The organism is Streptomyces cinnabarinus, assembly GCF_027270315.1.
Lineage (GTDB): Bacteria > Actinomycetota > Actinomycetes > Streptomycetales > Streptomycetaceae > Streptomyces > Streptomyces cinnabarinus.
In genome coordinates, this window is sequence record NZ_CP114413.1 from 3,554,495 (window position 1) to 3,576,796 (window position 22,302).

Sequence of the window (22,302 nt, forward strand, 5' to 3'; positions counted from 1 at the left end):
CACGGACCGTCACATGTGGTCGGAGGGCCGCTGAACCCGTCCAGTGGCGGGCAGAAACGAATTGTCAGATCTGCGGCTGGGCCCGGGACACTGGACAGTGGCTGGAAGGGCCCGAACCCAGCCTCTATGATCGGCACACTTTCCTGACCCTTTCCTGTACTGTCCTGATCCCTTCTTGCACGAGTGCACTGCGGGAGCGAGCGGTGAGCGGAACGTCCGAAGGGCCGGCGCCCGCGGCAGATCTCATCGGGCCGGCCGTCACAGAGAGTAACGAGGGCTCGTCTTCACGTACCGGTCCGCACGACCGGCCGGTCCCCGACCCCGACCCCGGCACCTCCCCCTTCCGGTCCGCCTTCGACACCGCCCCCCTGGCGATGGCCGTCGTGGACCGTGAGGGCCTGGTCACCGGCGCCAACCCGGCCCTCGGCGACCTGCTCGGCAGCTCGCCGAGGGCGCTGGCCGGGGCGGTCGCCGCCGATCTGGTGGACCTGACGTCGGACGCCCGGACCTGGCACGCCTACCGCGAGGTGCTGCGCGGCCGGCAGGCGCGGCTGCGCTGCACGCGCCGGCTGAAGCACCCCGACGGGCACTGCCTGTGGGTGCAGGTCGCCATCGCGCCGCTGCCCGCCGAGGAGCGGGGCGGGGTGCTGCTGTCGGTCGCCGACATCAGCGCCCGGCGTGAACTCCAGGCCCGGCTCAGGCACTTGCAGAACCACGATCCGGTGACCCGGCTGCCCAACCGCACCCTGTTCTTCGAGCGGCTCTCGGCCGCGCTGGAGGCCGAGGCGTACGAGGAGGGCACCGGGCGGATCGGGCTGTGCTATCTCGACCTCGACGGATTCAAGGCGGTCAACGACACGCTCGGGCACCGGGTGGGCGACCGCCTGCTGGCGGCGGTGGCGGAACGGCTGACGCGGTGCGCGGACGAGGCGGGGTACGCCCGCGCGAGCACCCCGCTCGTGGCCCGCCTCGGCGGGGACGAGTTCGCGCTGCTGGTGGAGGACTCCACGGGCACCGAACAGGTCGCCGACCTCGCCGAGTCGGTGCTCGGCGCGCTCCGGGCGCCGTTCGACATCTCGGGGCGGCGGCTGTCGGTGTCGGCGTCGATCGGGGTGGTGGAGCGGCACGCGGCCGGGACCAGCCCCACCGCGCTGATGCAGGCCGCCGACACCACGCTGTACTGGGCGAAGGCCGACGGCAAGGACCGCTGGACCCTCTTCGACCCCGAGCGCAACGCGCACCGGATGACCCGTCAGGCGCTCGCCTCCACGCTCCGGCCCGCCATCGAGCGCGGGGAGTTCGTGCTGGAGTACCAGCCGCTGGTGGGGATGGAGGACGGGCGGCTGCGCGGGGTGGAGGCGCTGGTGCGCTGGGATCACCCGCAGTTCGGACTGCTGACGCCGAATCGGTTCATCGGACTGGCCGAGGAGGACGGGTCGATCGTCCCGCTGGGGCGCTGGGTGCTGGCCACCGCCTGCCGTCAGGCGCGGGGCTGGCAGCTGGCCCATCCGGACGAGCCGCCGCTCTTCGTCAGCGTCAATGTGGCGGTCCGCCAGGTCTGGGACTCCGACCTGGTGGCGGACGTGGCGCAGACCCTCGCGGAGACCGGGCTCGCCCCGCATCTGCTCCAGCTGGAGCTGACCGAGTCGGCGGTGATGGGCTCCGGCGGGCGACCGCAGCAGGCACTGCAGGCGCTGAGCGACATGGGCGTACGGATCGCCATCGACGACTTCGGCACGGGGTACTCGAACCTGGCGTACCTCAGCCGGCTCCCGGTGTCCGTGCTGAAGCTGGACGGCTCCTTCGTGAAGGGCTTCCAGTACGACGGTGAGGGCATCGCGCCGAATCCGGCCGACGAGGTCGTCGTGGAGGCGATGATCCAGCTCGCGCACCGGCTGGGGCTGACCGTGACCGCGGAGTGCGTGGAGACCTCGGCGCAGGCGTCCCGGCTGCGGCGGATCGGCTGCGACACCGGCCAGGGGTGGCTGTACTCCCGGCCGGTGACGGCGGATCGTATCTCCGAGCTGTTGCGTACGCCTGGTGTTCAGGCGGCGGTCGGCAACCCGTAGGCGTCGGCGATGAGTTCGTAGGACCGCAGCCGCAGTTCGCCGCGGTGGGCGTGGGACGTGAGCATCAACTCGTCGGCGCCGGTGCGCTTGTGGAGATCGTCGAGGCCGGAGCGGACCTCGTCGGCGGTGCCGTGCACGATGTTGGCGCCCCAGGAAGCGATGAACTCCTCCTCCATGGCGCTGAACCGGTGCGCCTCCGCCTCCTCGGGGCTGGGGAAGAGCCCGGGGCGCCCGGTCCGCAGCCGCACCATGTTCAGGCCGGTGGCCCGGACCTGGCGGGCGGCCTCCTTCGGGTCGTCGGTGGCCAGGGCGGAGACGCCGATGAGGGCGTACGGCTCGGCCAGCGCCTCGGACGGCCGGAAGGACTCGCGGTACAGGTCGAGCGCCGGGATGGTGTTCTGCGCGGAGAAGTGGTGCGCGAAGGCGAAGGGCAGGCCGAGCGCGCCGGCCAGGCGGGCGCTGAAGCCGGAGGAGCCGAGCAGCCAGACGGGCGGGCGGTGCGGTGACTGGACGCCGCCGGGTGCTGTCGCCTGGACCGGGCCCGGGACGGCGTGGATCCGGCGGTAGGGGTGGCCGTCGGGGAAGTCGTCGTCGAGGAAGCGGGTGAGCTCGGCGAGCTGCTGGGGGAAGTCGTCGGCGCCCTCGTTGAGGCTCTCGGTGCGGCGCAGTGCGGCGGCGGTGGCGCCGTCGGTGCCGGGCGCCCGGCCGAGGCCGAGGTCGACGCGTCCCGGGGCGAGGGCCTCCAGGGTGCCGAACTGCTCCGCGATGACCAGGGGGGCGTGGTTGGGGAGCATCACGCCGCCGGAGCCGAGGCGGATGCGGTCGGTGTGGGCGGCGAGGTGGGCGAGGATCACGGCCGGGGAGGACGAGGCGACGCCGGGCATGGAGTGGTGCTCGGCGACCCAGTACCGGTGGAAGCCCCTTGCCTCCGTCAGCCGCGCCAGCTCGACGCTGGTCCGCAGGGCGTCACTGGCGGTGCTGCCGGAGCCGACGGTGACCAGATCGAGTACGGAGAGCGGGACGGGGGCGGTGCCGTGTATCGCGCCCGGGATCTCATCTGCCGCCATCGGTGGGTGCCTCCTGCTTCGTGCCGGCGTGGTTCTCCCGGCCATAACAGGAGGCTGGCTCCGGTTTATTCCCGGGCGTCGTCACACCTGCACGATCGGTTCCCTCGTGAACAGTGCGCCCAGGGCCGGGGCGTTCACCCTGCGGTCTGTCAGGCGTAGGGCCTCCCAGACCGTTACCTGGTTGGCGGTGAGGACCGGCTTGGACAGTTCCTTTTCCAGGGTGGGGATCAGGGCCGCCGTGTGCAGGGCCGTGTCCGGGAGGAGGACTGCCTCCGCTGTCGGGGTGTCCGCCCGGCGGGCCAGGGCCAGGACGTCCTGCTCGGTCCACTCGCCCACCTCCACCGCCGTGATGACGCCGGAGCCCCGCACCGAGACCACCTCCACGCCGCCCGCGGCCAGGAAGGACGCGAACAGGTCGGCCACGTCGTCGGGGTAAGTCGCGCCCACGGCCACCCGGCGTACGCCCAGTTCCGCCGCCGCGTGGACGAAGGCGAAGGACGTCGAGGAGGCCGGCATGCCCGCCGTCCGGGCCAGGGTGCGCACCTGGTCGTGGGCGCCCTCCCAGCCGTGCACGAAGCTGCCGCTGGTGCACGCCCAGACCACGGCCTCGGCGCCGGTCAGGCGGAGCTGTTCGACGCCCGCCGCCAGGCGCTCGGGGGAGCCCATCTCCTTGAGCGCGTCGACCCGGTGCGCGTCCACGCCGATGTCCGTGTGCACCACGTCCACCCGGATGTCGCTGCCCAGGAGCTGCTCGATGCGTGGATAGTCGTCCTCGGCGGAGTGGCCCGGGTAGAGGAGTCCGAGTGCTGTCATGTCGAGCCTTCCTGCTGCTGTTCCACGTCCGGAAGTGCGGGACCGGAGCGGGCCGCCGGGTCGATCAGCGCCTGATACGGTCCCACCGCCCGGGTACCCAGCCGGCGCAGCGCCGCCCACATCGTCACCTGGTTGGCCGAGATCACCGGTATCCGCAGTTCCGCCTCCAGTTGCGGGATCACGTCGTACGTCGGCAGGTTGGTGCAGCTGATGAACAGGCAGTCCGTGCCGCGCCGCGCCGCCCTGCGCGCCATCTCCGCCACATCGCGGTACGGCACCTTCCATATGTGCCGCGTCAGCCCCATGAACGCACACCCCGTCACCCTGACGCCCGCCTCGGCCACGTACTCCTGAAGCGACCGGGTCACCGAGACCGTGTACGGCGTCACCAGCGCCACCCGGCGCGCGCCGAGGACGGTCAGCGCCTCCAGCAGCGCCCCTGATGTGGTCACCGAGGGCACCGCGCCCGCCCTCGTCATCGCCTCGCGCATCGCCCGCTCGCCCGCGATCCCGCCGACGAAGCTGCCGGAGGTACAGGCGTAGGCCACCACCTCGGGGCTCACCGCGATGAGCGCCCGGACCCCGTCGGAGAGGGTCTCGTGCTCGCTCACCAGCCGGGCCAGGTCCAGGCTCACCTCGACGGGGACGTACGGCGTCCGCGTCAGATGGAGCGACACCTCGTCCGGGACCCAGCGCCACAGCTCCCGGTCCAGTGCGAAGTCGAAGGGCGCGACGACTCCGACGCCGCGCTGCGGGCACGGCCCGCCGAGAAAGGAGACGTCCATGGCAGTACCGCCCTCGCGAGGAGATACGGGAACCGCGGACGGTGCAGGCGTCCGTGTTGACGAAGGTAGGTTCGGGTGCGAGCGTGGTCAATCCGTGCATGTCAGGCGCCCGGTCCCGACCGAAGGAACGGCATGGCCACCCCCACCCTCCTCGTCCTGGACGCCGACCCCCTCCCCCGGCTCGGACGGCTCACCGGGCGGGCGCGGATCGAGCACACGGACGAGGCGACGCTGGCGGCGAAACTGCCGTCCGCCGATGTCCTGCTGGTGTGGGACTTCACCTCGCACGCGGTACGGGACGCCTGGCCCGGCGAGGGGCCCCGGCCGCGCTGGGTGCACACGGCCAGCGCCGGTGTCGATCACCTGATGTGTCCCGAACTGGCCGCCTCCGACACCGTGGTGACCAACGCGCGCGGCATCTTCGACGAGCCGATCGCCGAGTACGTCGCCGCCCTGGTCCTGGCCATGGCGAAGGAGCTGCCGCGCACGCTCGAACTCCAGGGGCGGCGGACCTGGCAGCACCGCGAGACGAGGCGGCTGAAGGGCACCCGGGCCTGTGTCGTCGGGTCCGGGCCGATCGGGCGGGCGATCGTGCGGACGCTGAAGGCGCTCGGCGTGATCTGCGCCCTCGTCGGGCGGGTGCCCCGGACCGGCATCCACGGCCCCGAGGACCTGGACCGGCTCATCTCCCACGCGGACTGGGTGATCGCCGCCGCGCCGCTCACCGAGCGGACGTACGGCATGTTCGACGCCCGCCGGTTCGGGGTGATGCAGCCCTCGGCGCGGTTCATCAACGTCGGGCGTGGACCGCTGGTGGTGGAGGAGGCGCTGGTCGAGGCGCTGACCAAGCGGTGGATCGCCGGTGCGGCGCTGGATGTGTTCGCGCACGAACCCCTCGGTCCCGACAGCCCGTTGTGGGGACTGCCGGGGCTGATCGTGTCGCCGCACATGAGCGGGGACACCGTCGGCTGGCGGGATGAACTCGGCGCGCAGTTCGTGGAGTTGTACGAGCGTTGGGAAGCGGGCAGAACGCTGCCGAACGTGGTCGACAAGCAACGCGGGTATGTCCCAGGACGCTGAACTTCCCACGGCTGGAGGGCGTATGACCGACCTGACCGGACTGACCGCCGTACAACTCCTCGACGGCTACCGCACGGGCGCCTTCAGCCCGGTGGACGCCACCCTCGCGGCGCTGGAGCGGGCCGAGTCGATCCAGCCGGAGGTGAACGCCTTCGTACGGATCACCGCGGAGCAGGCGCTGGCGCAGGCCCGGGAGTCGGCCGAGCGGTGGCGGCGCGGGGAGCCGGCCGGGTTGGTGGACGGGGTGCCGGTCACCGTGAAGGACATCCTGCTGATGCGCGGGACGCCCACCCTCAAGGGGTCCAGGACCCTGTCGGAGAAGGGCAGTCGGGCGGAGGACGCGCCCTCCGTCGCCCGGCTGCGCGCGCACGGCGCGGTCTTCCTCGGCAAGACCACCACCCCGGAGTTCGGCTGGAAGGGCGTCACCGACTCGCCCCTCACCGGCGTCACCCGGCACCCCCTGGACCCCACGCGCACGGCGGGCGGTTCCAGCGGGGGCGCCGCCGCGGCCGTGGCGCTCGGCGCGGGCCCGCTCGCGCTCGGCACGGACGGCGGCGGCAGCGTCCGTATCCCGGCCGCCTTCTGCGGGATCTTCGCGCTGAAGCCGACGTACGGACGGGTGCCGCTGTATCCGGCGAGCGCGTTCGGGACGCTGTCGCACGTCGGCCCGATGACCCGGGACGCGGCGGACGCGGCGCTGATGCTGGACGTCATCGGCGTGCCCGACTCCCGGGACTGGTCGGCGCTCGGCCCCACCGCCGGGTCCTTCGTCGACGGGCTCACCCGCGAAGGCGGCGAGGGCCGCGAGGGCGGGGTGCGCGGGCTGCGCGTGGCGTACTCGCCCTCGCTCGGCGGCCAGGTGGCCGTACGGCCCGCGGTCGCCGCCGCGGTGCGGCGGGCGGTGGAACGGCTCGCGGGGCTCGGCGCGTACGTCGAGGAGACCGACCCCGACTTCACCGACCCGGTGGACGCCTTCCACACCCTGTGGTTCAGCGGCGCCGCCCGGGTCACCCAGCATCTCGGGCCGCACCAGCGGGAACTGCTCGACCCCGGACTGCGCGAGATCAGCGCCCTCGGCGCCCGGTACAGCGCCCTGGACTATCTGGCCGCCGTCGACGTCCGGATGGAACTCGGGCGCCGGATGGGCCGCTTCCACGACTCCTACGACCTGCTCGTCACGCCCACCCTGCCGATCACGGCGTTCGAGGCGGGCGCCGAGGTGCCCAAGGGCTCCGGGCACCGCCGCTGGACGGGGTGGACGCCCTTCACGTACCCGTTCAACATGACCCAGCAGCCCGCCGCCACCGTCCCCGTCGGCACGGACGGCGACGGGCTGCCGGTGGGCCTGCAGCTCGTGGCCGCCCGGCACCGGGACGATCTGGTGCTCAGGGCGGCGCACACGCTCATGGCGAACGACGGAAGCTGAGCGTCTCGCCCGCGGCGCCCGAGCGCCAAAGGTCGTTGCACGCTTCGGCCATCCGGGGGAGCCCGTCCACCACCTCGCCCCAGACCGTCCCCGGCACCCAGCCGACATCGCCGTTGAGCAGCAGGTTGTTGCGCTCGTAGAACAGCGCGAGGTCGACCAGGGTGGTGCCGGGGCGGACCTCGCGGTCGTAGCCGTAGGCCTTGGTGCCCAGCTCGGCGCCCGCGAAGGCGAAGTAGCACAGGTCACCGGGGATGGGGGTGACGGTCGGGTTCTCCAGGGGCGGCTCGGTGTCCGCGAAGGGCGGGAAGAGGGCGTAGATCTCGTTGCGGGCGTATTTGGCGTGGTAGACGTCGCCGCCGAGCGGGAGGGCGTCCCAGACGGCCGCGCAGGTGAGCGGCGCGCGGTCGGCGAGCAGCTTGGCCGTGCAGTGGATGTCCCGCTTCACGAGCGAGATCTCGATGAACCGGTCAGTCATGTCATCCAGGGTGCATACATCGCATGCTCTCGGGTAGCCGCGCCGCCATGTCCCCACCACTGGAACATGGCGAACACACATCCGGAACCACGCGCCGATCGCTGCTCGCGGGGGTGGCGGCGCTCGGTGCGCTGGGCGCGGCAGGCTGCTCCCGGGTGGCCACCGCCTCCACCGAGGACGGCGGTGACCTGCTGGAACGGTTGCGGGCCGCGGGTGTCGTACGGCTCGGGATCGCGGGCGAGATCCCGTTCGGCTACATCGACAAGAACGGCGAACTGACCGGCGAGGCGCCCGAGCTGGCGAAGGTGATCTTCAAACGGCTCGGGGTGGACAGGATCCAGCCGGTCCCGACCGAGTTCGGCTCGCTGATCCCCGGGCTCAACTCGCAGCAGTTCGACGTCGTCGCGGCCGGGATGTACGTCAATCCCGAGCGCTGCGAGCAGGTCATCTTCGCCGATCCCGACTACCAGATGCTCGACGCCTTCATCGTGCGCAAGGGGAACCCCAAGGGGCTGCGCAACTACCAGGATGTCGTCGAGAAGCAGGCGAAGTTCGCGACCGGGACCGGGTACGCGGACATCCAGTACGCGATCGATGCCGGGTACGACGAGGGCGACATCCTCATCGTGCCGGACCAGGTCGCGGGGCTGAACGCCGTCGAGGCGGGCCGGGCCGACGTCTTCGCGGGGACCGCGGTGACCGTCCGCGAGGTGGTGAAGAAGTCCGGCAAGACCGAGTCGACCGAGCCGTTCAAGCCACTCGTGGACGGCGAACCGCATGTCGACGGCGGCGCCTTCGCGTTCCGGCCGACCGAGACCAAGCTCCGGGACGCCTTCAACGTCGAGCTGCACAAGCTGAAGCGGAGCGGCGAACTCCTGCGCATTCTGCGGCCGTTCGGCTTCACCGAGGCCGAGATGACGGATCTGACCGCGAAGGAGCTGTGCGGCGGGGGGACGGCCGGATGACGTCAGGACTCTGGGAACTCGTACTCAAGGGTGTCTGGGTCACGGTCCAGCTCCTGGTGCTCAGCGCGCTGCTGGCCGCGGCCGTCTCCTTCGTGGTCGGCATCGCCCGCACCCACCGGCTGTGGATCGTGCGCTTCCTCGCGGGCTTCTACACCGAGGTGTTCCGCGGGACCTCCGCGCTGGTGATGATCTTCTGGGTGTTCTTCGTGCTGCCGCCGGCCTTCGGCTGGCAGCTGGTGCCCCTGTGGGCAGGCACCCTCGCCCTCGGCCTCACCTACGGCGCCTACGGCTCGGAGATCGTGCGCGGCGCGCTGAACGCGGTCGACCCGGCGCAGAAGGAGGGCGGCATCGCGCTCAGCTTCACGCCCTGGCAGCGGATGCGGCTGATCCTGCTGCCGCAGGCGGTGCCGGAGATGATCCCGCCCTTCTCCAACCTGCTGATCGAGCTGCTCAAGGGCACCGCGCTGGTGTCGGTGATGGGCATGGGCGACCTCGCCTTCAGCGGCAACCTGGTGCGCCTCGCGCTCCAGGAGAGCGCCGAGATCTACACGTACATCCTGCTCGTCTACTTCGTGATCGCCTTCGCCCTGACCCGGGTGATGCGCGGTCTGGAGAAGAAGCTCAAGGCCGGGGTCGGCAAGCGGCCCGAGAAGAAAGTCGTCGTTGCCGAGCCGGTGGGCGGTGGTGTGTCGTGACGTGGGACTGGGGAGCGGTATCGGACTTCATGCCGCAGTTCTGGGACGGACTGCTGGTCACCCTTCAGGCCCTGGCGCTGGGCTCGTTGATCTCCTTCGCGCTGGGTCTGGTGTGGGCGCTGCTGATGCGGGTGCCGAGCCGCTGGGTGACCTGGCCGGTCGGCGTGGTCACCGAGTTCGTGCGCAACACCCCGCTGCTGGTGCAGCTGTTCTTCCTCTTCTACGTGCTGCCCGAGTGGGGGGTCACCTTCTCCGCGCTGACCACCGGCGTCTTCGCGATCGGGCTGCACTACTCGACGTACACGATGCAGGTCTACCGGGCCGGTATCGAGGCGGTGCCGGTCGGCCAGTGGGAGGCCGCGACGGCGCTCAACCTGCCGCTCACCCGGACCTGGACCGCGGTGATCCTGCCGCAGGCGATCCGCCGGGTGGTGCCGGCGCTCGGCAACTACGTCATCGCGATGCTCAAGGACACGCCGCTGCTGATGGCGATCACCGTGCTCGACATGCTCGGCGAGGCGCGGCTGTTCGCCCAGGAGCAGTTCCAGTTCACCGAGCCGCTGACGGTGATCGGCGTGGCCTTCATCGTCATTTCCTATCTGGCCTCCCTTCTTCTGCGAGCCCTGGAGCGACGCCTTGTCCACTGACACGAAGCCCAGTCCTGACATGAACGAGCCCGCCGGCAAGAGCGCCGACGGCAAGCTGATCCGGCTGGAGCAGGTCAGCAAGCGGTTCGGCGACCACACGGTCCTGGACCACCTCGACTTCTCCGTCGAGGCGGGCAAGCACGTCACGCTGATCGGTCCGTCCGGCTCGGGCAAGACCACGATCCTGCGGCTGCTGATGACCCTGACCAAGCCCGACGAGGGCACGATCACCGTCGACGGGGAGCGGCTGTTCCCGGCGCCGGAGAAGCAGGTCCGCGAGGTCCGCAAGAAGATCGGGATGGTGTTCCAGCAGTTCAACCTGTTCCCGAACATGACGGTCCTGAGAAACATCACCGAGGCCCCGGTCACCGTGCTCGGCCTGTCCAAGGACGCCGCCGAGGAGCGGGCCCGGGAGCTGCTGGAGCTGGTCGGCCTCACCGAGCACCTCGACAAGCACCCCTCGCAGCTCTCCGGCGGCCAGCAGCAGCGGGTGGCCATCGCCCGCGCCCTGGCCATGCGCCCGCAGGTGCTGCTGCTGGACGAGGTGACGTCGGCGCTCGACCCGGAGCTCGTCGCGGGTGTCCTCGACGTCCTCAGGGACATCGCCCGCTCCACGGACATCACGATGCTCTGTGTGACCCACGAGATGAACTTCGCCCGGGACATCTCCGACCAGGTCCTGATGTTCGACTCCGGCCGGGTCATCGAGTCGGGCTCCCCGGAGAAGATCTTCAGCGAGCCCGAGCACGACCGGACCCGGGAATTTCTCAGCGCGGTGTTGTGACGCCGGTCACCAGGTCATGGCCGTGTCATATGCCGGAGGGTTATCACCGCAGGTTGTGGCGTCGGAATCTTGTCAACAACCGCTCACTACAAGCCTCTTGGCGGCTATCGTTGAGTCGATTGGCTGACTGGAATCCGGCCCCGAACAGCTAGCGCAGGGGGAACCGTGGCGCTGAAGCACGAGCCGACCGCGCCGTACCACTCGGCCCAGGACGCCCTGCGCGTCCTGGAGACCGTGGCACGGCACACCACCGGAATCACCGACGCCGAACTCGCCCGGCACACCACCCTCAGCCCGGAGCGCCTGACCAGCCTCCTGAGGATGCTGCGCCGCGAGGGGTACGTCGAGCAGGTCACCGACGGCGCCTATGTCACCGGCGAGGCGCTGACCCGCCTGGGCTCGGCGCAGGACCGCGAGGAGGCCCTGCGCGAGAAACTCCAGCGCACCCTGGACCGGCTGCGCGACTCGGTCGGCGCGGCGGTGTACATCAGCCGGTATGTCGACGGTGAGGTGAAGGTCACGCAGTACGCGGACAGCCCGGACACCCCCGCGGTGCACGAGTGGGTGGACTTCCGGGTGTCCGCGCACGCGACGGCGGTGGGCAAGAGCCTGCTCACGCAGCTCGACCACAACGGTCGGCGTGATCACCTCTCGCGGCACAAGATGGCGCGACTGACCTCGCGCACGATCACCAGCGACAAGCTGCTGCTGTCCCGACTCGAGGCCCAGCCGGCGACGGTGCCCGTGCTGGACCTTCAGGAGTACGCGGTGGGGACGGTGTGCGCGGCGGTGCCCATTACCGCGGGGTCCTCCGTGGGGTGCCTGGCGCTGTCCCTTCCGGTGGAGCATGCGCATCGGCTGCGGCAGGCGGCGGACGCGCTCAATCGGAACGCGGCGCCTGTGCTTCTGTCGCTGGCGATCTAGGTCGCCCTTCGACTGCGGGTGCGTGGCGCTTGGCCTTGGTTCGAAGCACCCCGTCGGACCAGGTAGTATTTTCTTTGTCGTCAGTCGCGAGACATCTGGTCTTGTCGCTGGCGTGAGTCATGCGCCGCTAGCTCAGTTGGTTAGAGCAGCTGACTCTTAATCAGCGGGTCCGGGGTTCGAGTCCCTGGCGGCGCACAACAACGAAGGCCTTCCGTGAGAGCGGAGGGCCTTCGCTTTTCTTACGGGGCTCTCCTGCGGCGCCGCGGGAGCTGCTGGGGGTCCGGGGGTTTATCCCCCGGGAAAGGCAGCATCAGCGGGTCCGGGGTTCGAGTCCCTGGCGGCGCACTTGTGAAGGGCCTCTCGTCGAGACGAGGGGCCCTTCGGCTTCCTCCGGGGTGAGGAGGCGGTACGTCGGTTCTCCGGGCGGGCGCCACCACACCGGGTCGGCGCAGTGGACGCCCTCCTGCCTGAGCAGCGCCCGGTGGATCTTGTTCGTGGCCGTGACCGGCATGCGGGCCGTGACCCGGACGAACCTGGGCGCCATCTTCGTGCCCAGGTCCGGCTGGGTGGCCAGGAACCCCGTGAAGGCCACCGGATCGAAGCTCCCGGCGATCGTCGCCATCACCTGGTCTCCGGTCACCGGGTCCGGGACCGCGTACACGGCGACGGCGTGGGCGCCCTCGTAGCGGGCGAGGATGTTCTCGATCATCGCGGCGGCCAGGTTCTCCCCGTCGACCCGTAAGCGGTCGTCGGCTCGTCCGGCGAAGTAGAGGTAGCCGTCGGCGTCCCGGCAGAAGAGGTCGCCCGTCCAGTACGCCCCGTCCCGGCGCCGCTCCGCCTCGGCCCCCGGATTGCGCCAGTACCCCTCGAAGGGGCTCGGCCCCCGGTTCACCAGCTCCCCGATCGCCTCGTCCCCGTTCAGCAGCCGCCCGCCCCCGTCGAACCGCGCGGGCGCCCGCTCCCGCCCCGTCTCCGGATCCAGTACGACGAGACCCGGCACCGCCCGGCCCACCGCCCCGGCCGGGGTCCCCGGCGACCACTGGACGGCCGCGCCGCCCTCCGAGGAGCCGTAGCCCTCCACCAGCCGTACCCCGAACCGCCGCTCGAAGGCCGCCGCGTCCGCCGCCCCCGCCTCGGTGCCGAAGCCGAGCCGCAGCGGGTTGTCGCGGTCGTCGGGACGGGCCTCGGTGGCGAGGACGTACTGGACGGCCCGGCCCACGTAGGTGAAGTACGTGGCCCGGTACGCCCGTACGTCCGCCAGGAACCCGGACGCCGAGAACCGCCGCCGCAGCGCGACGCCGGCTCCGGCCACCAGGGCGGGGGCCCAGTCGGCGATGACGGCGTTGCCGTGGAACATCGGCATGCAGATGTAGTGCACGTCCTCGGGGCGGGTCGTGAACTGCGCGGCCAGTGATCTTCCGGCCGCGGCCAGGCGGCCCTGGGTGCAGACCGCGGCCTTGGGGGCGCCCGTCGAGCCGGAGGTGAAGTAGAGGAGGAGGCGGTCGGCGGGGGTGGCGCGGGAGGCGTCGGGGCGGGCGTCGGCGTACGGCGCGAGGAGGGTGTCGTACTCCTCGGAGCCGGTCAGGAGGATGCGGACGCCGGGCAGGTCGAGGCCGCTCAGGAGCGGGAGGTGGGCGGGTTCGGTGATCAGGACGCGGCACTCGGTGTGCAGGATGTCGCGGGCCAGTTCCGGGCCTCTGCGGGTGGGGTTGATGCCGGCCACCGCCGCGCGGGCGAGGGCGGCGGCGCCGAGCCAGAGCGGGTACTCCGGGGTGTTGTCGAGCAGGACCCCGAGGTGCGGCTCGGCGCCGGGCGGGAGGAGGTCGGTGAGGAGTGCCGCGCGGGACGCGGCGCCCGCGGCCACTTGGTGGTGGGTCAGGGTACGGTCCTCGCACCACAGTCCGGGGCGGTGGTCACCCCAGCGCGCCGCCACGAGTCCGGCGATGCTGCTGCTCGGGAACTCCATGGCCGCGCACAATAATTGACGTGACGTCAGATATCCATGCTCCGGTACGAGAGCAGGAAACCGGCGGAGAAGACCGTGATCATGCCGAGGAAGGCGAGCAGGCCGAAGGTGGACAGCGTCTGCCGGACGTGCCGCGGCGGCAGGGCCGTGGCGACCACCGAGGCGCCGCCGGCATAGTGCACGGTCACGAAGTCGCCCTCGATCGTGGTCCCGGGGCCGTCCTCCTCCTCGAAGCGGATGGTGCGGCCGTCCTTGGTCATGAACTCGTAGACGTGGTGCAGGGTGGTGTGGACCCGGCCGTTGTCGCCGCCGTAGGTCGTCGTGTACACCCGCAGACAGCGACCCTCCGCCGTCATCCCGCTGTTCCAGGCCCTGCGCAGCCGCAGCCAGTGGCGCAACACCCGGGAGGCGGCATACAGGGCGGTGGCGATGATGGCGCACGGCGCCAGGACGATCAGGTCCATCGGGCGCTCCCCCGTGGTCGGTTGCGGTTCCCCGTACGCCGGCCGGTCGAGCCGGCGTACGGGGAACCTACCCGCGGGGGAAGCCGGAGTTGCTCAAGCGTTGCTCAGAAGGTGACGTCCGAGCAGGCGTAGAAGGCGTTTCCGGTGTCGGCGATCGTCCAAACCGCGAGGATCACATGCCGTCCGCTGAGCCCGGACGGCACTCTGCCGCTGTGCGAGAGGGTCTGCGGTGGCCGCTGGTTGTTGTACGGCACCGTCAGGAACGGGGTGAGGTTGAGGTCGGACCGGGACAGGTTGTGGTTCTGGTTCCAGCCCGGCTTGGTGATGTAGTACTTGAAGTCCGTCGTCGCGTGCATGGCCGTGAACTGCCAGCGGAACGTGTAGTTCTGACCGCCCGTCACCTTGGTCGCGGGCCAGGCGCCGCCCGACGGGGTGCGCGGCGAACTGAGCTGGCTGAACTGGCCCAGCCCGGCGTTGCATATGGACCCGTCGGCCGGGCCGGAGCCCGGGAAGCCCTTGGGGCCCTCGACACTCTGCGGTTCCCACTGGATCGAACCGCAGTTGGTCACGGTGCCGTTCTGACAGAGTTTCTGCCTGCTGATGGGGAGATCGGTGTAGCCGTGGCCACTGGCCCCGCCGGACGAGAGCACGAGGGCTCCGGTGGTGGCGAGACCGACCACGGCAGCAGACAACTTGGTCTTTCTGCGCATGCTGCCGCTCCTGAGAACGTGGGGGATGTTCGGTGAGCTGTGCAGGGTAGGTCTAGACCAAGTCTGAGAGTATTGCCGTTAGTTGAACATGTCCATACCAATCACGATGTCGATTCCCCTCGCCCCGCGCAGAAGGCGACCGTCAGGTCCTTCACCAGCGCCTTGCGCTCGTAGTCGTCGAGTTCGACCAGCCCCCGCACGGTCAGCCGGGTCACCGTGTCCTCCACCGAGTCCACCACCGAGGTGAGCATGGACGCCCGGTGCTGGGCGTCCAGCGCGGCGATCCGGCGCCGGTGCATGGCGGCGGCGACCTCGGGCGCGTACTCGACCCGGACCGGCTGCACCGAGAACACCTCGACGCCGATGGCCGCCGCGTCGGCCGCGACCAGCCGGGTCAGCGCCTCCCCCGCCGCGTCCACGGACCCGCGCCCCGACCCCGGCGCCTCCACCGGCACCCGGGCCAGGGCCGCCTCCACACACTCGCGCAGGTACGCCTCGTGGTCCTCGACGCCCAGGGTGGCCCGCGCGGTGTCCCGCACCCGCCACACCGCGAGCACCACCACCCGCAGCGCGACCCCGCTCGCGTCCGCCGCGGGCATCGGCTCACTGCGCCAGTGCCGCAGCCGTACGTCCACCCGGCGGCGCAGCAGCATCGGGTTGACCCACATCAGGCCGGTGCGCCGGACCGTCCCCCGGTAGCGGCCGAACAGACCGAGCACCCAGGCCCGTCCGGTCCGGCCCCGGGCGAGACCGCCGAAGCCGACCAGGCCGAGGGTGCCGGCCCCGGCGTAGGCCGCCCACTGGGCGGGGCCGAGGCCCGCGCCGGCGTAGGCGGGCAGCCGGAGCGCCTCCAGCGCGAGCGGCGGAAGGGCGCCCGCCCACCAGGAGGTGACGGCACAGCCCGCGAGTCCGCAGGTCCCGGCGAGGACGCCGGCCGCGCCGGGCAGCACCCGCGCGGGGCGCTCGGCCAGTTCCGGGTCCACCTCCGGCACGGACCGCGCCTGCGCCGACGCCGGCCGACGCAGCCTCGGCTGCTCCCCGGTCCCCTGCCGGCGGCTGACGACCGCGGGCTTGAGGGGGACGGACACGGGGTCGGGCTCGTCACGGAACAGCAGATGGACGGGGATCTCGGTGGTGACCTCGTTCTGGATCAGCCGGGCGGGCCGGGACGGGCCCTCGGACTCCGGTGTCGGTGAAGTGGTCGTGCTCATGCGTGCCTCCAGCCTCCGCGCCAGATGCGTCACAACAGGGGGTACAGAAGGGGGGTGCAGAAAGGGTGCAGAAAGGGGTGCAGAAGAAGGGCCTGCGGAACCGGTTACGAGAACAGCCGCCGCCATGTCTCCGGGCCCGGGTAGCCGTCCGCCGCGCCGCCGCGCCAGCCCTGGGCCCGCTGGAAGGACTCGACGTTGCGGCGGTCGGCCTCGCCCCAGCGGGGGCCGGGGCCGGTCCTGTAGTACTTGCCGAACCCTTTCTTCACGAGCTGTTTCCCGAGCAGCGTGATGTGGCTGTTGTTCGCCCCGGGCCGGAACAGCGCCCGTCCCGGATACCCGGGCACCCCGTGCGAGGAGGGCGGCGCGGGCGTTCCGGCGCCGATGTCCCTGCCCTTGCCGGTGGCCAGCAGCTCCCAGGTGTGCGGCCCCGGCAGCCCGTCCGCCTCCGTGCCCCGCCAGCCCTGCGCCCGCTGGAACGCCTGGGTGGCCCGCCGGTCCGCCTCCGACCAGCGCGGCCCCGGCCCCGAGGTGTAGTAGCGGGCCGCGCCGCGCTCGACGAGCATGCGGCCGAGCTCGGTGACGTGCTTGTTGTTGGCCCCGGACCCGAAGTACGCCCGCCCCGGATAGGGCGTCCCGGCCGGTTCGGCCGGTTCGGCGGGCTTCTCCGGCATCGAGCCGCCCGTGCCGCCGCTCACCAGCCCCTTGTAGCGGTAGGCGACATAGCGGCTGGAGTTGCTCCAGTAGGCGTACGGGGTGGACTGTCTGCGGGCGCTCGGCGGGGCCTGCTCGTAGGCGATGTAGTAGGTGTGCGTGTAGTCGGTCCAGCCGCCGAAGATGACGACGTGCGAGCCCTTCTGGGGGTCGTCCGGGTTGTGGAAGAGCAGCATGTCGCCGGGCTGGAGGTCGTCCTTCGGGATCCGCACGCCGTACTGGTCGAGCGAGCCCGTCCACTCGTTGCCGGGCAGGCTCCAGGCCATCGAGACGAATCCCGAGCAGTCCTGCCGGTAGCCGTCCGACCAGTACCGGTACATGCTGTACGGCACCTTCGCCGCGACCCACTCCTTGGCCCGCTTGATGATCTCCGCGCGGGTGGTCGTGGGCGCCTTGGCGGGCTTGGCCGGGACCCCGCCGGGGCCGTGCAGCGGGGTCTTGCCGCCCTGCGGGGTGTCGGGTTCATCGGCCCCCGGAAGGTCCGCCCGCGGGTCCGCCGGGACAGCCCCCGGCAGGCTCTGCGGGCCGGGGGCCTGCGGGGCCGCCAGCGCCGGTACGGCGTGACCCGCGCCGAGCGCGGCCGAGGCCGCGGCCGCGGCCGCCACGATCACCGTCCGGTGGGCCGGGTGGGCGCCGGTGCGGGCCGTCGCGGAGTGCGGCAGGACCCGCCGCCAGTGCACACATCCGGGACAGTCGCAGTCGCTCGCGGGTTCGATCTCCTCGAATGCCGGAGTCTCCATGCGATTCCCCTCACACTCCGGATGGAAATGTTCGCGTCTGTACACATTCGCCAGTTTCTCAACTGTCTTCCGGGCGCGCATGCTGACGGTCCGAATGATGTACGGCACCCCCCGTGACCGGGGCCGGAGCCCGGACCAGCGGTCCCCCCGGTGGTCCGGAGCACCCTCCGGGGTCCGGTAGAGTTACGACGTCAGCAGGCGCCGCTAGCTCAGTTGGTTAGAGCAGCTGACTCTTAATCAGCGGGTCCGGGGTTCGAGTCCCTGGCGGCGCACGACAGCGAAGGCCTTTCGTGAGAGCGGAGGGCCTTCACTTTTCATACTGGGCTCTCCTACGGCACCGCAGGAGCTGCTGGGGGTCCGGGGGTTACCCCCCGGGAAAGGCAGCATCAGCGGGTCCGGGGTTCGAGTCCCTGGCGGCGCACAGACCGGGAAGCCCTCCGCGGATGCGGGGGGCTTCCCGTATATCCGGGCAGGGTGTCCACAAGCGGTACACAGGACCCCCACAGGCGCCACAATGAACGCGTATGACCGGTAAACACCGCGTTTCGCATCTTGCGATCATGCTGAACGCCGTAGAACTCTGGTTCTTCAAGATGCTGCGGATACGCGGCAGTTGGGGGGCAAGAAACCGGTTGCCCGTTTCAACGGGGAGAGGGGCCCCGTTCATGAACGGATGTCGAGGGGGGCATCATGCAACCGGAAGGTCGCGGTTCCATGTCTATGAAGTGGAAGATGTGGTGACTGTGACCCACCACTGATACGTCTGTGAAGGTCGAGGGGGACCTAAGCAGACGAAGGAACCGACAGACACGCGGTGACCTGCGTGTGGGGGGATGACTCATGACGTCGACGCCGACGGGCGCCCGGCCGAACTCCGACCCGTCACAAACCACTCAGCTCAGAGTGCCGACGCATCGGACGGGAGCATTCAGGCGCATCAAGAAGACGCTGCCGAAGTACGACTACGAGCACTACAGTCGGCTGGCGGGTCCCCTCACCCAGCCTGATCCGAACAAGCCGTACAAGGTGCAGTACCGCTCGCTGATCTCGCAGGAGCCGCACCGCATACGGGTCGCCCTGATGCTCGCCGCGGCGCCGCTGCTGTCGCTGGTGCTGCTGGCCTGGCTGCTCCAGCCCGAGCACTGGACCGAGCGCGACTACGTCGAGTACGACTTCCTGCCGACGCTCGACATCGTCATGCTCGTCTCGATCGGTCTGATCGAGTTCTTCCGCTGCATGAACGTCCTTTCGAACGCGCACGCCACCCTGGTCGCCCGCGACCCGATCCCGGTGGTGCCCGAGACCGGCACCAGAGTCGCCTTCCTGACCTCCTTCGTGCCCGGCAAGGAGCCGCTGGAGATGGTGACGAAGACCCTGGAGGCGGCGGTCAAGCTGCGCCACCGGGGCCTGATGCACGTCTGGCTGCTGGACGAGGGCGACGACCCGGAGGTCAAGGAGGTGTGCGCCCGGCTCGGCGTTCACCACTTCTCCCGCAAGGGCATCGCCAAGTGGAACCAGGCCAAGGGCCCGCACCGCGCCAAGACCAAGCACGGCAACTACAACGCCTGGCTCGACGCGCACGGCGACAACTACGACTTCTTCGCCTCGGTCGACACCGACCACGTCCCGCTCCCGAACTACCTGGAGCGCATGCTCGGCTTCTTCCGGGACCCGAACATCGGCTTCGTCATCGGCCCGCAGGTCTACGGCAACTACGACAACTTCGTCACCAAGGCCGCCGAGTCGCAGCAGTTCCTGTTCCACGCCCTGATCCAGCGCGCGGGCAACAAGTACGGCTCGCCGATGTTCGTCGGCACCTCCAACGCCGTACGCATCAAGGCGCTCAAGCAGATCGGCGGTCTGTACGACTCGATCACCGAGGACATGGCGACCGGTTTCGAGATCCACCGCCACAAGAACCCGGCGACGGGCAAGAAGTGGCGCTCGGTGTACACCCCGGACGTGCTCGCCGTCGGTGAGGGCCCGAGCGCCTGGACGGACTTCTTCACCCAGCAGATGCGCTGGTCGCGAGGGACGTACGAGACGATCCTCAAGCAGTACTGGAAGGGCTGGTACTCGCTGCCGCCGAGCAAGCTCTTCAACTACACGATGATGATCATCTTCTACCCGATGTCGGCCCTCAACTGGATCCTGGCGGCGCTGAGCTGCGCCCTGTTCCTGGGCCTGGGCGCCTCGGGTGTGAACATCGACCCGACGATCTGGCTGATGCTCTACGGCAACGCCTCCGCGCTCCAGATCGGCCTGTACGTCTGGAACCGCCGCCACAACGTCTCGCCGCACGAGCCGGAGGGCTCCGGCGGCGTGGCCGGCATGGTGATGTCCGCGCTGTCGGCGCCGCTGTACGCCAAGGCGCTGATCGACTCGGCGCTGCGCCGCAAGAGCAAGTTCGTGGTGACGCCCAAGGGCGACTCGGCCAGCCCCGACCGGTGGTTCGGGACCTTCCGCTACCACTGGTACTTCATCGTGATCTTCGGCGCGTCCATGGCGGCCGGCTTCGTCTACGGGCACGCGCACCCCGCGATGGTCATCTGGGCGACGTTCGCCATGCTGATCACCGCCACCCCGATCTTCGCCTGGCGGCACATGCTGCGCCAGGACAAGAAGAAGCCGCCGGTCCCGGTCGAGCCGGACCCGGTCGCGCCGATGGTGCCGCACCAGGCTCAGCCGCTGCCGACCCAGCCGGGCGGCCAGCACAGCCCGCAGCACAAGCCGAGTTGGGCCGCCTCGCAGGGCGGCGGCACCGACCAGACCATGCAGATCGCCCTTGGTGGACTTGGGGGACGTAAGGAATGAAAGACCAGGCCGGCCGCCGCCGTGTCCGTCGACTCGCGATAGGCACGGCGGTGGTGCTCGCGCTGGCCGGGATGAACGGTCCGTGGCTCTACCGCTTCGGCACCGAGAAATACCACCAGTACCAGATCAACAGACCGGAGTACAAAGCCGACAACGGCCACTGGGAGGTCATCGACTTCCCGGAGGAGTACCGGCAGAACACCATCCACGCGGCGCTGCTGCGCACCGGGAAGGTGCTGCTCGTCGCGGGCTCCGGCAACGACCAGGAGAACTTCGACGCGAAGAAGTTCGACACCCGGATCTGGGACCCGGTCAAGGGCACGATCAAGAAGGTGGACACGCCGAGCGACCTGTTCTGCACGGGCCACACCCAGCTCGCGAACGGCAATCTGCTGATCGCGGGCGGCACCAAGCGGTACGAGAAGCTCAAGGGCGATGTCACCAAGGCCGGCGGCCTGATGATCGTCCACAACGAGAACCCGGACAAGCCGATCACCCTGCCCGCGGGGACCAAGTTCACCGGCAAGGAGAACGGCCGGACGTTCGTCTCCAAGGACCCGGTGCTGGTGCCGCGCGCCAAGAAGGTGTTCGACAAGGCGACCGGCGAGTTCCTGCGCAACGACCCCGGACTCGGGCGCATTTACGTCGAGGCGCAGAAGAGCGGCTCCAAGTACGAGACCGGCACCGAGGACAACTACCGGGTGCAGGGCCTGTCCGGCACCGACGCGCGGAACACCTACGGCATCGCGCAGAAGCTGGCGCTGGACAAGAAGGACTTCCAGGGCATCCGGGACGCCTACGAGTTCGACCCGGTCGCCGAGAAGTACATCAAGGTCGACCCGATGAAGGAGGCCCGCTGGTACCCGACGCTCACCACGCTGAGCGACGGGAAGATCCTCAGCGTCTCCGGGCTCGACGACATCGGGCAGTTGGTGCCGGGCAAGAACGAGGTCTACGACCCCGACACCAAGAAGTGGACGTACACCGAGAAGATCCGGCAGTTCCCGACGTATCCGGCGCTGTTCCTGATGCAGAACGGGAAGATCTTCTACTCCGGTTCCAACGCGGGCTACGGGCCCGATGACGTCGGGCGCGACCCCGGCATCTGGGACGTGGACTCCAACAAGTTCAGCAAGCTGCCCGGGTTGAGCGACGCCGATCAGCTGGAGACCTCCGGGACCGTGCTGCTGCCTCCGGCGCAGGACGAGAAGTACATGGTCATCGGTGGCGGCGGGGTCGGTGAATCCAAGCTGTCCAGCGAGAAGACCCGGCTCATCGATCTGAAGGACGACAACCCGGAGTTCGTGGACGGGCCGTCGATGGAGAAGGGGACGCGTTATCCGCAGGCGTCGGTGCTGCCGAACGACACCGTGCTGGTGTCGGGCGGCTCCGAGGACTACCGCGGGCGCGGCGACTCCAACATCCTCCAGGCCCGGATCTACGACCCGTCGAGCAACGCCTTCGACCAGGTCGCGGATCCGCTGGTCGGCCGGAACTACCACTCCGGCTCGATTCTGCTGCCCGACGGGCGGGTGATGTTCTTCGGGTCGGACTCGCTGTACGCGGACAAGGCGAACACCAAGCCCGGTGAGTTCGAGCAGCGGATCGAGATCTACACGCCGCCGTATCTGTACCAGGGGTCCCGTCCTTCGCTGTCCAAGGGGACGGAGACCATTGAGCGCGGCGAGACGGGGACGTTCACGTCTCAGCACGCCTCGTCCATCAAGAAGGTGCGGCTGATCCGGCCCAGTGCGGCGACGCATGTGACGGACGTCGATCAGCGGTCCATCGCGCTGGACTTCAAGACGGACGGGGACAAGGTGACGGTGACCGTGCCGGAGAGCAAGAACCTTGTCCAGGCCGGGTGGTACATGCTGTTCGTCGTCGACGACCAGGGCGTGCCGTCCGAGGCACAGTGGGTTCAGGTGCCGTAGAACGAATCCCCGCGCCCCTTCC

The 22,302-nt window shown here is 70.2% G+C and carries 19 protein-coding genes and 2 tRNA genes; 12 read left to right on the plus strand and 9 right to left on the minus strand.

Features of this window, described 5'->3' with window-relative positions; genetic code table 11:
- Positions 1 to 203 precede the first annotated feature (203 nt).
- On the plus strand, positions 204 to 2,069 hold the full coding sequence (locus STRCI_RS15895) for a putative bifunctional diguanylate cyclase/phosphodiesterase (RefSeq protein ID WP_269659608.1): 1,866 nt from the start codon (positions 204 to 206) through the stop codon (positions 2,067 to 2,069).
- Here STRCI_RS15895 and STRCI_RS15900 read toward each other — a convergent pair.
- The 3 genes from STRCI_RS15900 to STRCI_RS15910 form a co-directional block, all read right to left on the minus strand.
- On the minus strand, positions 2,045 to 3,136 hold the full coding sequence (locus tag STRCI_RS15900) for an LLM class flavin-dependent oxidoreductase (protein ID WP_269659609.1): 1,092 nt from the start codon (positions 3,134 to 3,136) through the stop codon (positions 2,045 to 2,047). The two genes, STRCI_RS15895 and STRCI_RS15900, sit on opposite strands and share 25 nt — an antisense overlap.
- Positions 3,137 to 3,217: 81 nt before the next feature.
- The gene (locus tag STRCI_RS15905) at positions 3,218 to 3,949 is read right to left on the minus strand and encodes a maleate cis-trans isomerase family protein (protein ID WP_269659610.1); all 732 of its coding nucleotides are present in this window, start codon (positions 3,947 to 3,949) and stop codon (positions 3,218 to 3,220) included.
- Positions 3,946 to 4,734: a maleate cis-trans isomerase family protein gene (locus tag STRCI_RS15910; RefSeq protein ID WP_269659611.1), complete on the minus strand. Its 789-nt coding sequence runs from the start codon at positions 4,732 to 4,734 to the stop codon at positions 3,946 to 3,948. The genes STRCI_RS15905 and STRCI_RS15910 overlap by 4 nt, the downstream gene beginning before the upstream one ends.
- A gap of 132 nt (positions 4,735 to 4,866) precedes the next feature.
- Here STRCI_RS15910 and STRCI_RS15915 point away from each other — a divergent pair, with 132 nt between their 5' ends.
- Entirely contained in the window at positions 4,867 to 5,814 is a 948-nt protein-coding gene (locus STRCI_RS15915; protein WP_269659612.1) for a D-2-hydroxyacid dehydrogenase, read from the plus strand.
- A 22-nt stretch (positions 5,815 to 5,836) separates the two neighbouring features.
- A complete protein-coding gene (locus STRCI_RS15920) occupies positions 5,837 to 7,240 on the plus strand; it encodes an amidase (RefSeq protein WP_269659613.1) in 1,404 nt (467 codons plus the stop codon).
- Here the strand turns inward: STRCI_RS15920 and STRCI_RS15925 are convergent.
- Complete coding sequence (locus tag STRCI_RS15925; RefSeq protein ID WP_269659614.1) at positions 7,218 to 7,715, minus strand: DUF3830 family protein; 498 nt, start codon at positions 7,713 to 7,715, stop codon at positions 7,218 to 7,220. The genes STRCI_RS15920 and STRCI_RS15925 overlap by 23 nt on opposite strands.
- Before the next feature lie 47 nt (positions 7,716 to 7,762).
- Here STRCI_RS15925 and ehuB point away from each other — a divergent pair, with 47 nt between their 5' ends.
- The 6 genes from ehuB (at position 7,763) to STRCI_RS15955 (ending at position 11,925) form a co-directional block, all read left to right on the plus strand.
- Positions 7,763 to 8,680, plus strand: coding sequence for an ectoine/hydroxyectoine ABC transporter substrate-binding protein EhuB (gene ehuB / locus STRCI_RS15930; RefSeq protein WP_269659615.1), 918 nt, complete (start codon positions 7,763 to 7,765; stop codon positions 8,678 to 8,680).
- Positions 8,677 to 9,375 (plus strand): ectoine/hydroxyectoine ABC transporter permease subunit EhuC, encoded by a 699-nt coding sequence (gene ehuC / locus STRCI_RS15935; protein ID WP_269659616.1) that lies wholly within the window; start codon positions 8,677 to 8,679, stop codon positions 9,373 to 9,375. The genes ehuB and ehuC overlap by 4 nt, the downstream gene beginning before the upstream one ends.
- Positions 9,372 to 10,022, plus strand: coding sequence for an ectoine/hydroxyectoine ABC transporter permease subunit EhuD (gene ehuD, locus STRCI_RS15940; protein WP_269659617.1), 651 nt, complete (start codon positions 9,372 to 9,374; stop codon positions 10,020 to 10,022). The genes ehuC and ehuD overlap by 4 nt, the downstream gene beginning before the upstream one ends.
- Positions 10,012 to 10,806, plus strand: coding sequence for an ectoine/hydroxyectoine ABC transporter ATP-binding protein EhuA (gene ehuA / locus STRCI_RS15945; protein WP_269659618.1), 795 nt, complete (start codon positions 10,012 to 10,014; stop codon positions 10,804 to 10,806). The genes ehuD and ehuA overlap by 11 nt, the downstream gene beginning before the upstream one ends.
- A gap of 165 nt (positions 10,807 to 10,971) precedes the next feature.
- On the plus strand, positions 10,972 to 11,730 hold the full coding sequence (locus tag STRCI_RS15950) for an IclR family transcriptional regulator (RefSeq protein WP_269659619.1): 759 nt from the start codon (positions 10,972 to 10,974) through the stop codon (positions 11,728 to 11,730).
- Positions 11,731 to 11,851: 121 nt separating this feature from the next.
- Positions 11,852 to 11,925 (plus strand) — tRNA-Lys (locus STRCI_RS15955).
- 115 nt (positions 11,926 to 12,040) lie between these two features.
- Here STRCI_RS15955 and STRCI_RS15960 read toward each other — a convergent pair.
- The 5 genes from STRCI_RS15960 to STRCI_RS15980 all read right to left on the minus strand — a co-directional run bounded on the left by STRCI_RS15960 (position 12,041) and on the right by STRCI_RS15980 (position 17,532).
- The gene (locus tag STRCI_RS15960) at positions 12,041 to 13,696 is read right to left on the minus strand and encodes a long-chain-fatty-acid--CoA ligase (protein ID WP_269659620.1); all 1,656 of its coding nucleotides are present in this window, start codon (positions 13,694 to 13,696) and stop codon (positions 12,041 to 12,043) included.
- A gap of 26 nt (positions 13,697 to 13,722) precedes the next feature.
- Positions 13,723 to 14,160 (minus strand): hypothetical protein, encoded by a 438-nt coding sequence (locus STRCI_RS15965; protein ID WP_269659621.1) that lies wholly within the window; start codon positions 14,158 to 14,160, stop codon positions 13,723 to 13,725.
- 104 nt (positions 14,161 to 14,264) lie between these two features.
- Positions 14,265 to 14,870, minus strand: coding sequence for a lytic polysaccharide monooxygenase auxiliary activity family 9 protein (locus STRCI_RS15970; RefSeq protein ID WP_269659622.1), 606 nt, complete (start codon positions 14,868 to 14,870; stop codon positions 14,265 to 14,267).
- A gap of 101 nt (positions 14,871 to 14,971) precedes the next feature.
- Positions 14,972 to 16,081, minus strand: coding sequence for an SPFH domain-containing protein (locus STRCI_RS15975; protein WP_269659623.1), 1,110 nt, complete (start codon positions 16,079 to 16,081; stop codon positions 14,972 to 14,974).
- A 104-nt stretch (positions 16,082 to 16,185) separates the two neighbouring features.
- Positions 16,186 to 17,532, minus strand: a complete 1,347-nt coding sequence (locus STRCI_RS15980; RefSeq protein WP_269659624.1) for a peptidoglycan-binding protein — start codon at positions 17,530 to 17,532, stop codon at positions 16,186 to 16,188.
- Positions 17,533 to 17,730: 198 nt separating this feature from the next.
- Between STRCI_RS15980 and STRCI_RS15985 the strand changes: the two genes are divergently transcribed.
- From STRCI_RS15985 to glxA, 3 genes are all read left to right on the plus strand, one after another.
- Positions 17,731 to 17,804, plus strand: a tRNA-Lys gene (locus tag STRCI_RS15985).
- Between the two features lie 568 nt (positions 17,805 to 18,372).
- Positions 18,373 to 20,346 carry a glycosyltransferase family 2 protein gene (locus STRCI_RS15990; RefSeq protein ID WP_269659625.1) on the plus strand — a complete coding sequence of 658 codons (1,974 nt, stop codon included), beginning with the start codon at positions 18,373 to 18,375 and terminating at the stop codon, positions 20,344 to 20,346.
- Complete coding sequence (glxA, locus tag STRCI_RS15995) at positions 20,343 to 22,280, plus strand: radical copper oxidase GlxA (protein WP_269659626.1); 1,938 nt, start codon at positions 20,343 to 20,345, stop codon at positions 22,278 to 22,280. Before STRCI_RS15990 ends, glxA begins: the two co-directional genes overlap by 4 nt.
- Positions 22,281 to 22,302 lie beyond the last annotated feature (22 nt).

Coding starts and splice junctions, on each gene's coding strand:
- STRCI_RS15900 (WP_269659609.1), bottom strand. CDS start 3,136: ATGGCGGCAGATGAGATCCCGGGCGCGATACACGGCACCGCCCCCGTC.
- STRCI_RS15905 (WP_269659610.1), bottom strand. CDS start 3,949: ATGACAGCACTCGGACTCCTCTACCCGGGCCACTCCGCCGAGGACGAC.
- STRCI_RS15910 (WP_269659611.1), bottom strand. CDS start 4,734: ATGGACGTCTCCTTTCTCGGCGGGCCGTGCCCGCAGCGCGGCGTCGGA.
- STRCI_RS15915 (WP_269659612.1), top strand. CDS start 4,867: ATGGCCACCCCCACCCTCCTCGTCCTGGACGCCGACCCCCTCCCCCGG.
- STRCI_RS15920 (WP_269659613.1), top strand. CDS start 5,837: ATGACCGACCTGACCGGACTGACCGCCGTACAACTCCTCGACGGCTAC.
- STRCI_RS15925 (WP_269659614.1), bottom strand. CDS start 7,715: ATGACTGACCGGTTCATCGAGATCTCGCTCGTGAAGCGGGACATCCAC.
- ehuB (WP_269659615.1), top strand. CDS start 7,763: ATGTCCCCACCACTGGAACATGGCGAACACACATCCGGAACCACGCGC.
- ehuC (WP_269659616.1), top strand. CDS start 8,677: ATGACGTCAGGACTCTGGGAACTCGTACTCAAGGGTGTCTGGGTCACG.
- STRCI_RS15960 (WP_269659620.1), bottom strand. CDS start 13,696: ATGGAGTTCCCGAGCAGCAGCATCGCCGGACTCGTGGCGGCGCGCTGG.
- STRCI_RS15965 (WP_269659621.1), bottom strand. CDS start 14,160: ATGGACCTGATCGTCCTGGCGCCGTGCGCCATCATCGCCACCGCCCTG.
- STRCI_RS15970 (WP_269659622.1), bottom strand. CDS start 14,870: ATGCGCAGAAAGACCAAGTTGTCTGCTGCCGTGGTCGGTCTCGCCACC.
- STRCI_RS15975 (WP_269659623.1), bottom strand. CDS start 16,081: ATGAGCACGACCACTTCACCGACACCGGAGTCCGAGGGCCCGTCCCGG.
- STRCI_RS15980 (WP_269659624.1), bottom strand. CDS start 17,532: ATGGAGACTCCGGCATTCGAGGAGATCGAACCCGCGAGCGACTGCGAC.
- STRCI_RS15990 (WP_269659625.1), top strand. CDS start 18,373: ATGACGTCGACGCCGACGGGCGCCCGGCCGAACTCCGACCCGTCACAA.
- glxA (WP_269659626.1), top strand. CDS start 20,343: ATGAAAGACCAGGCCGGCCGCCGCCGTGTCCGTCGACTCGCGATAGGC.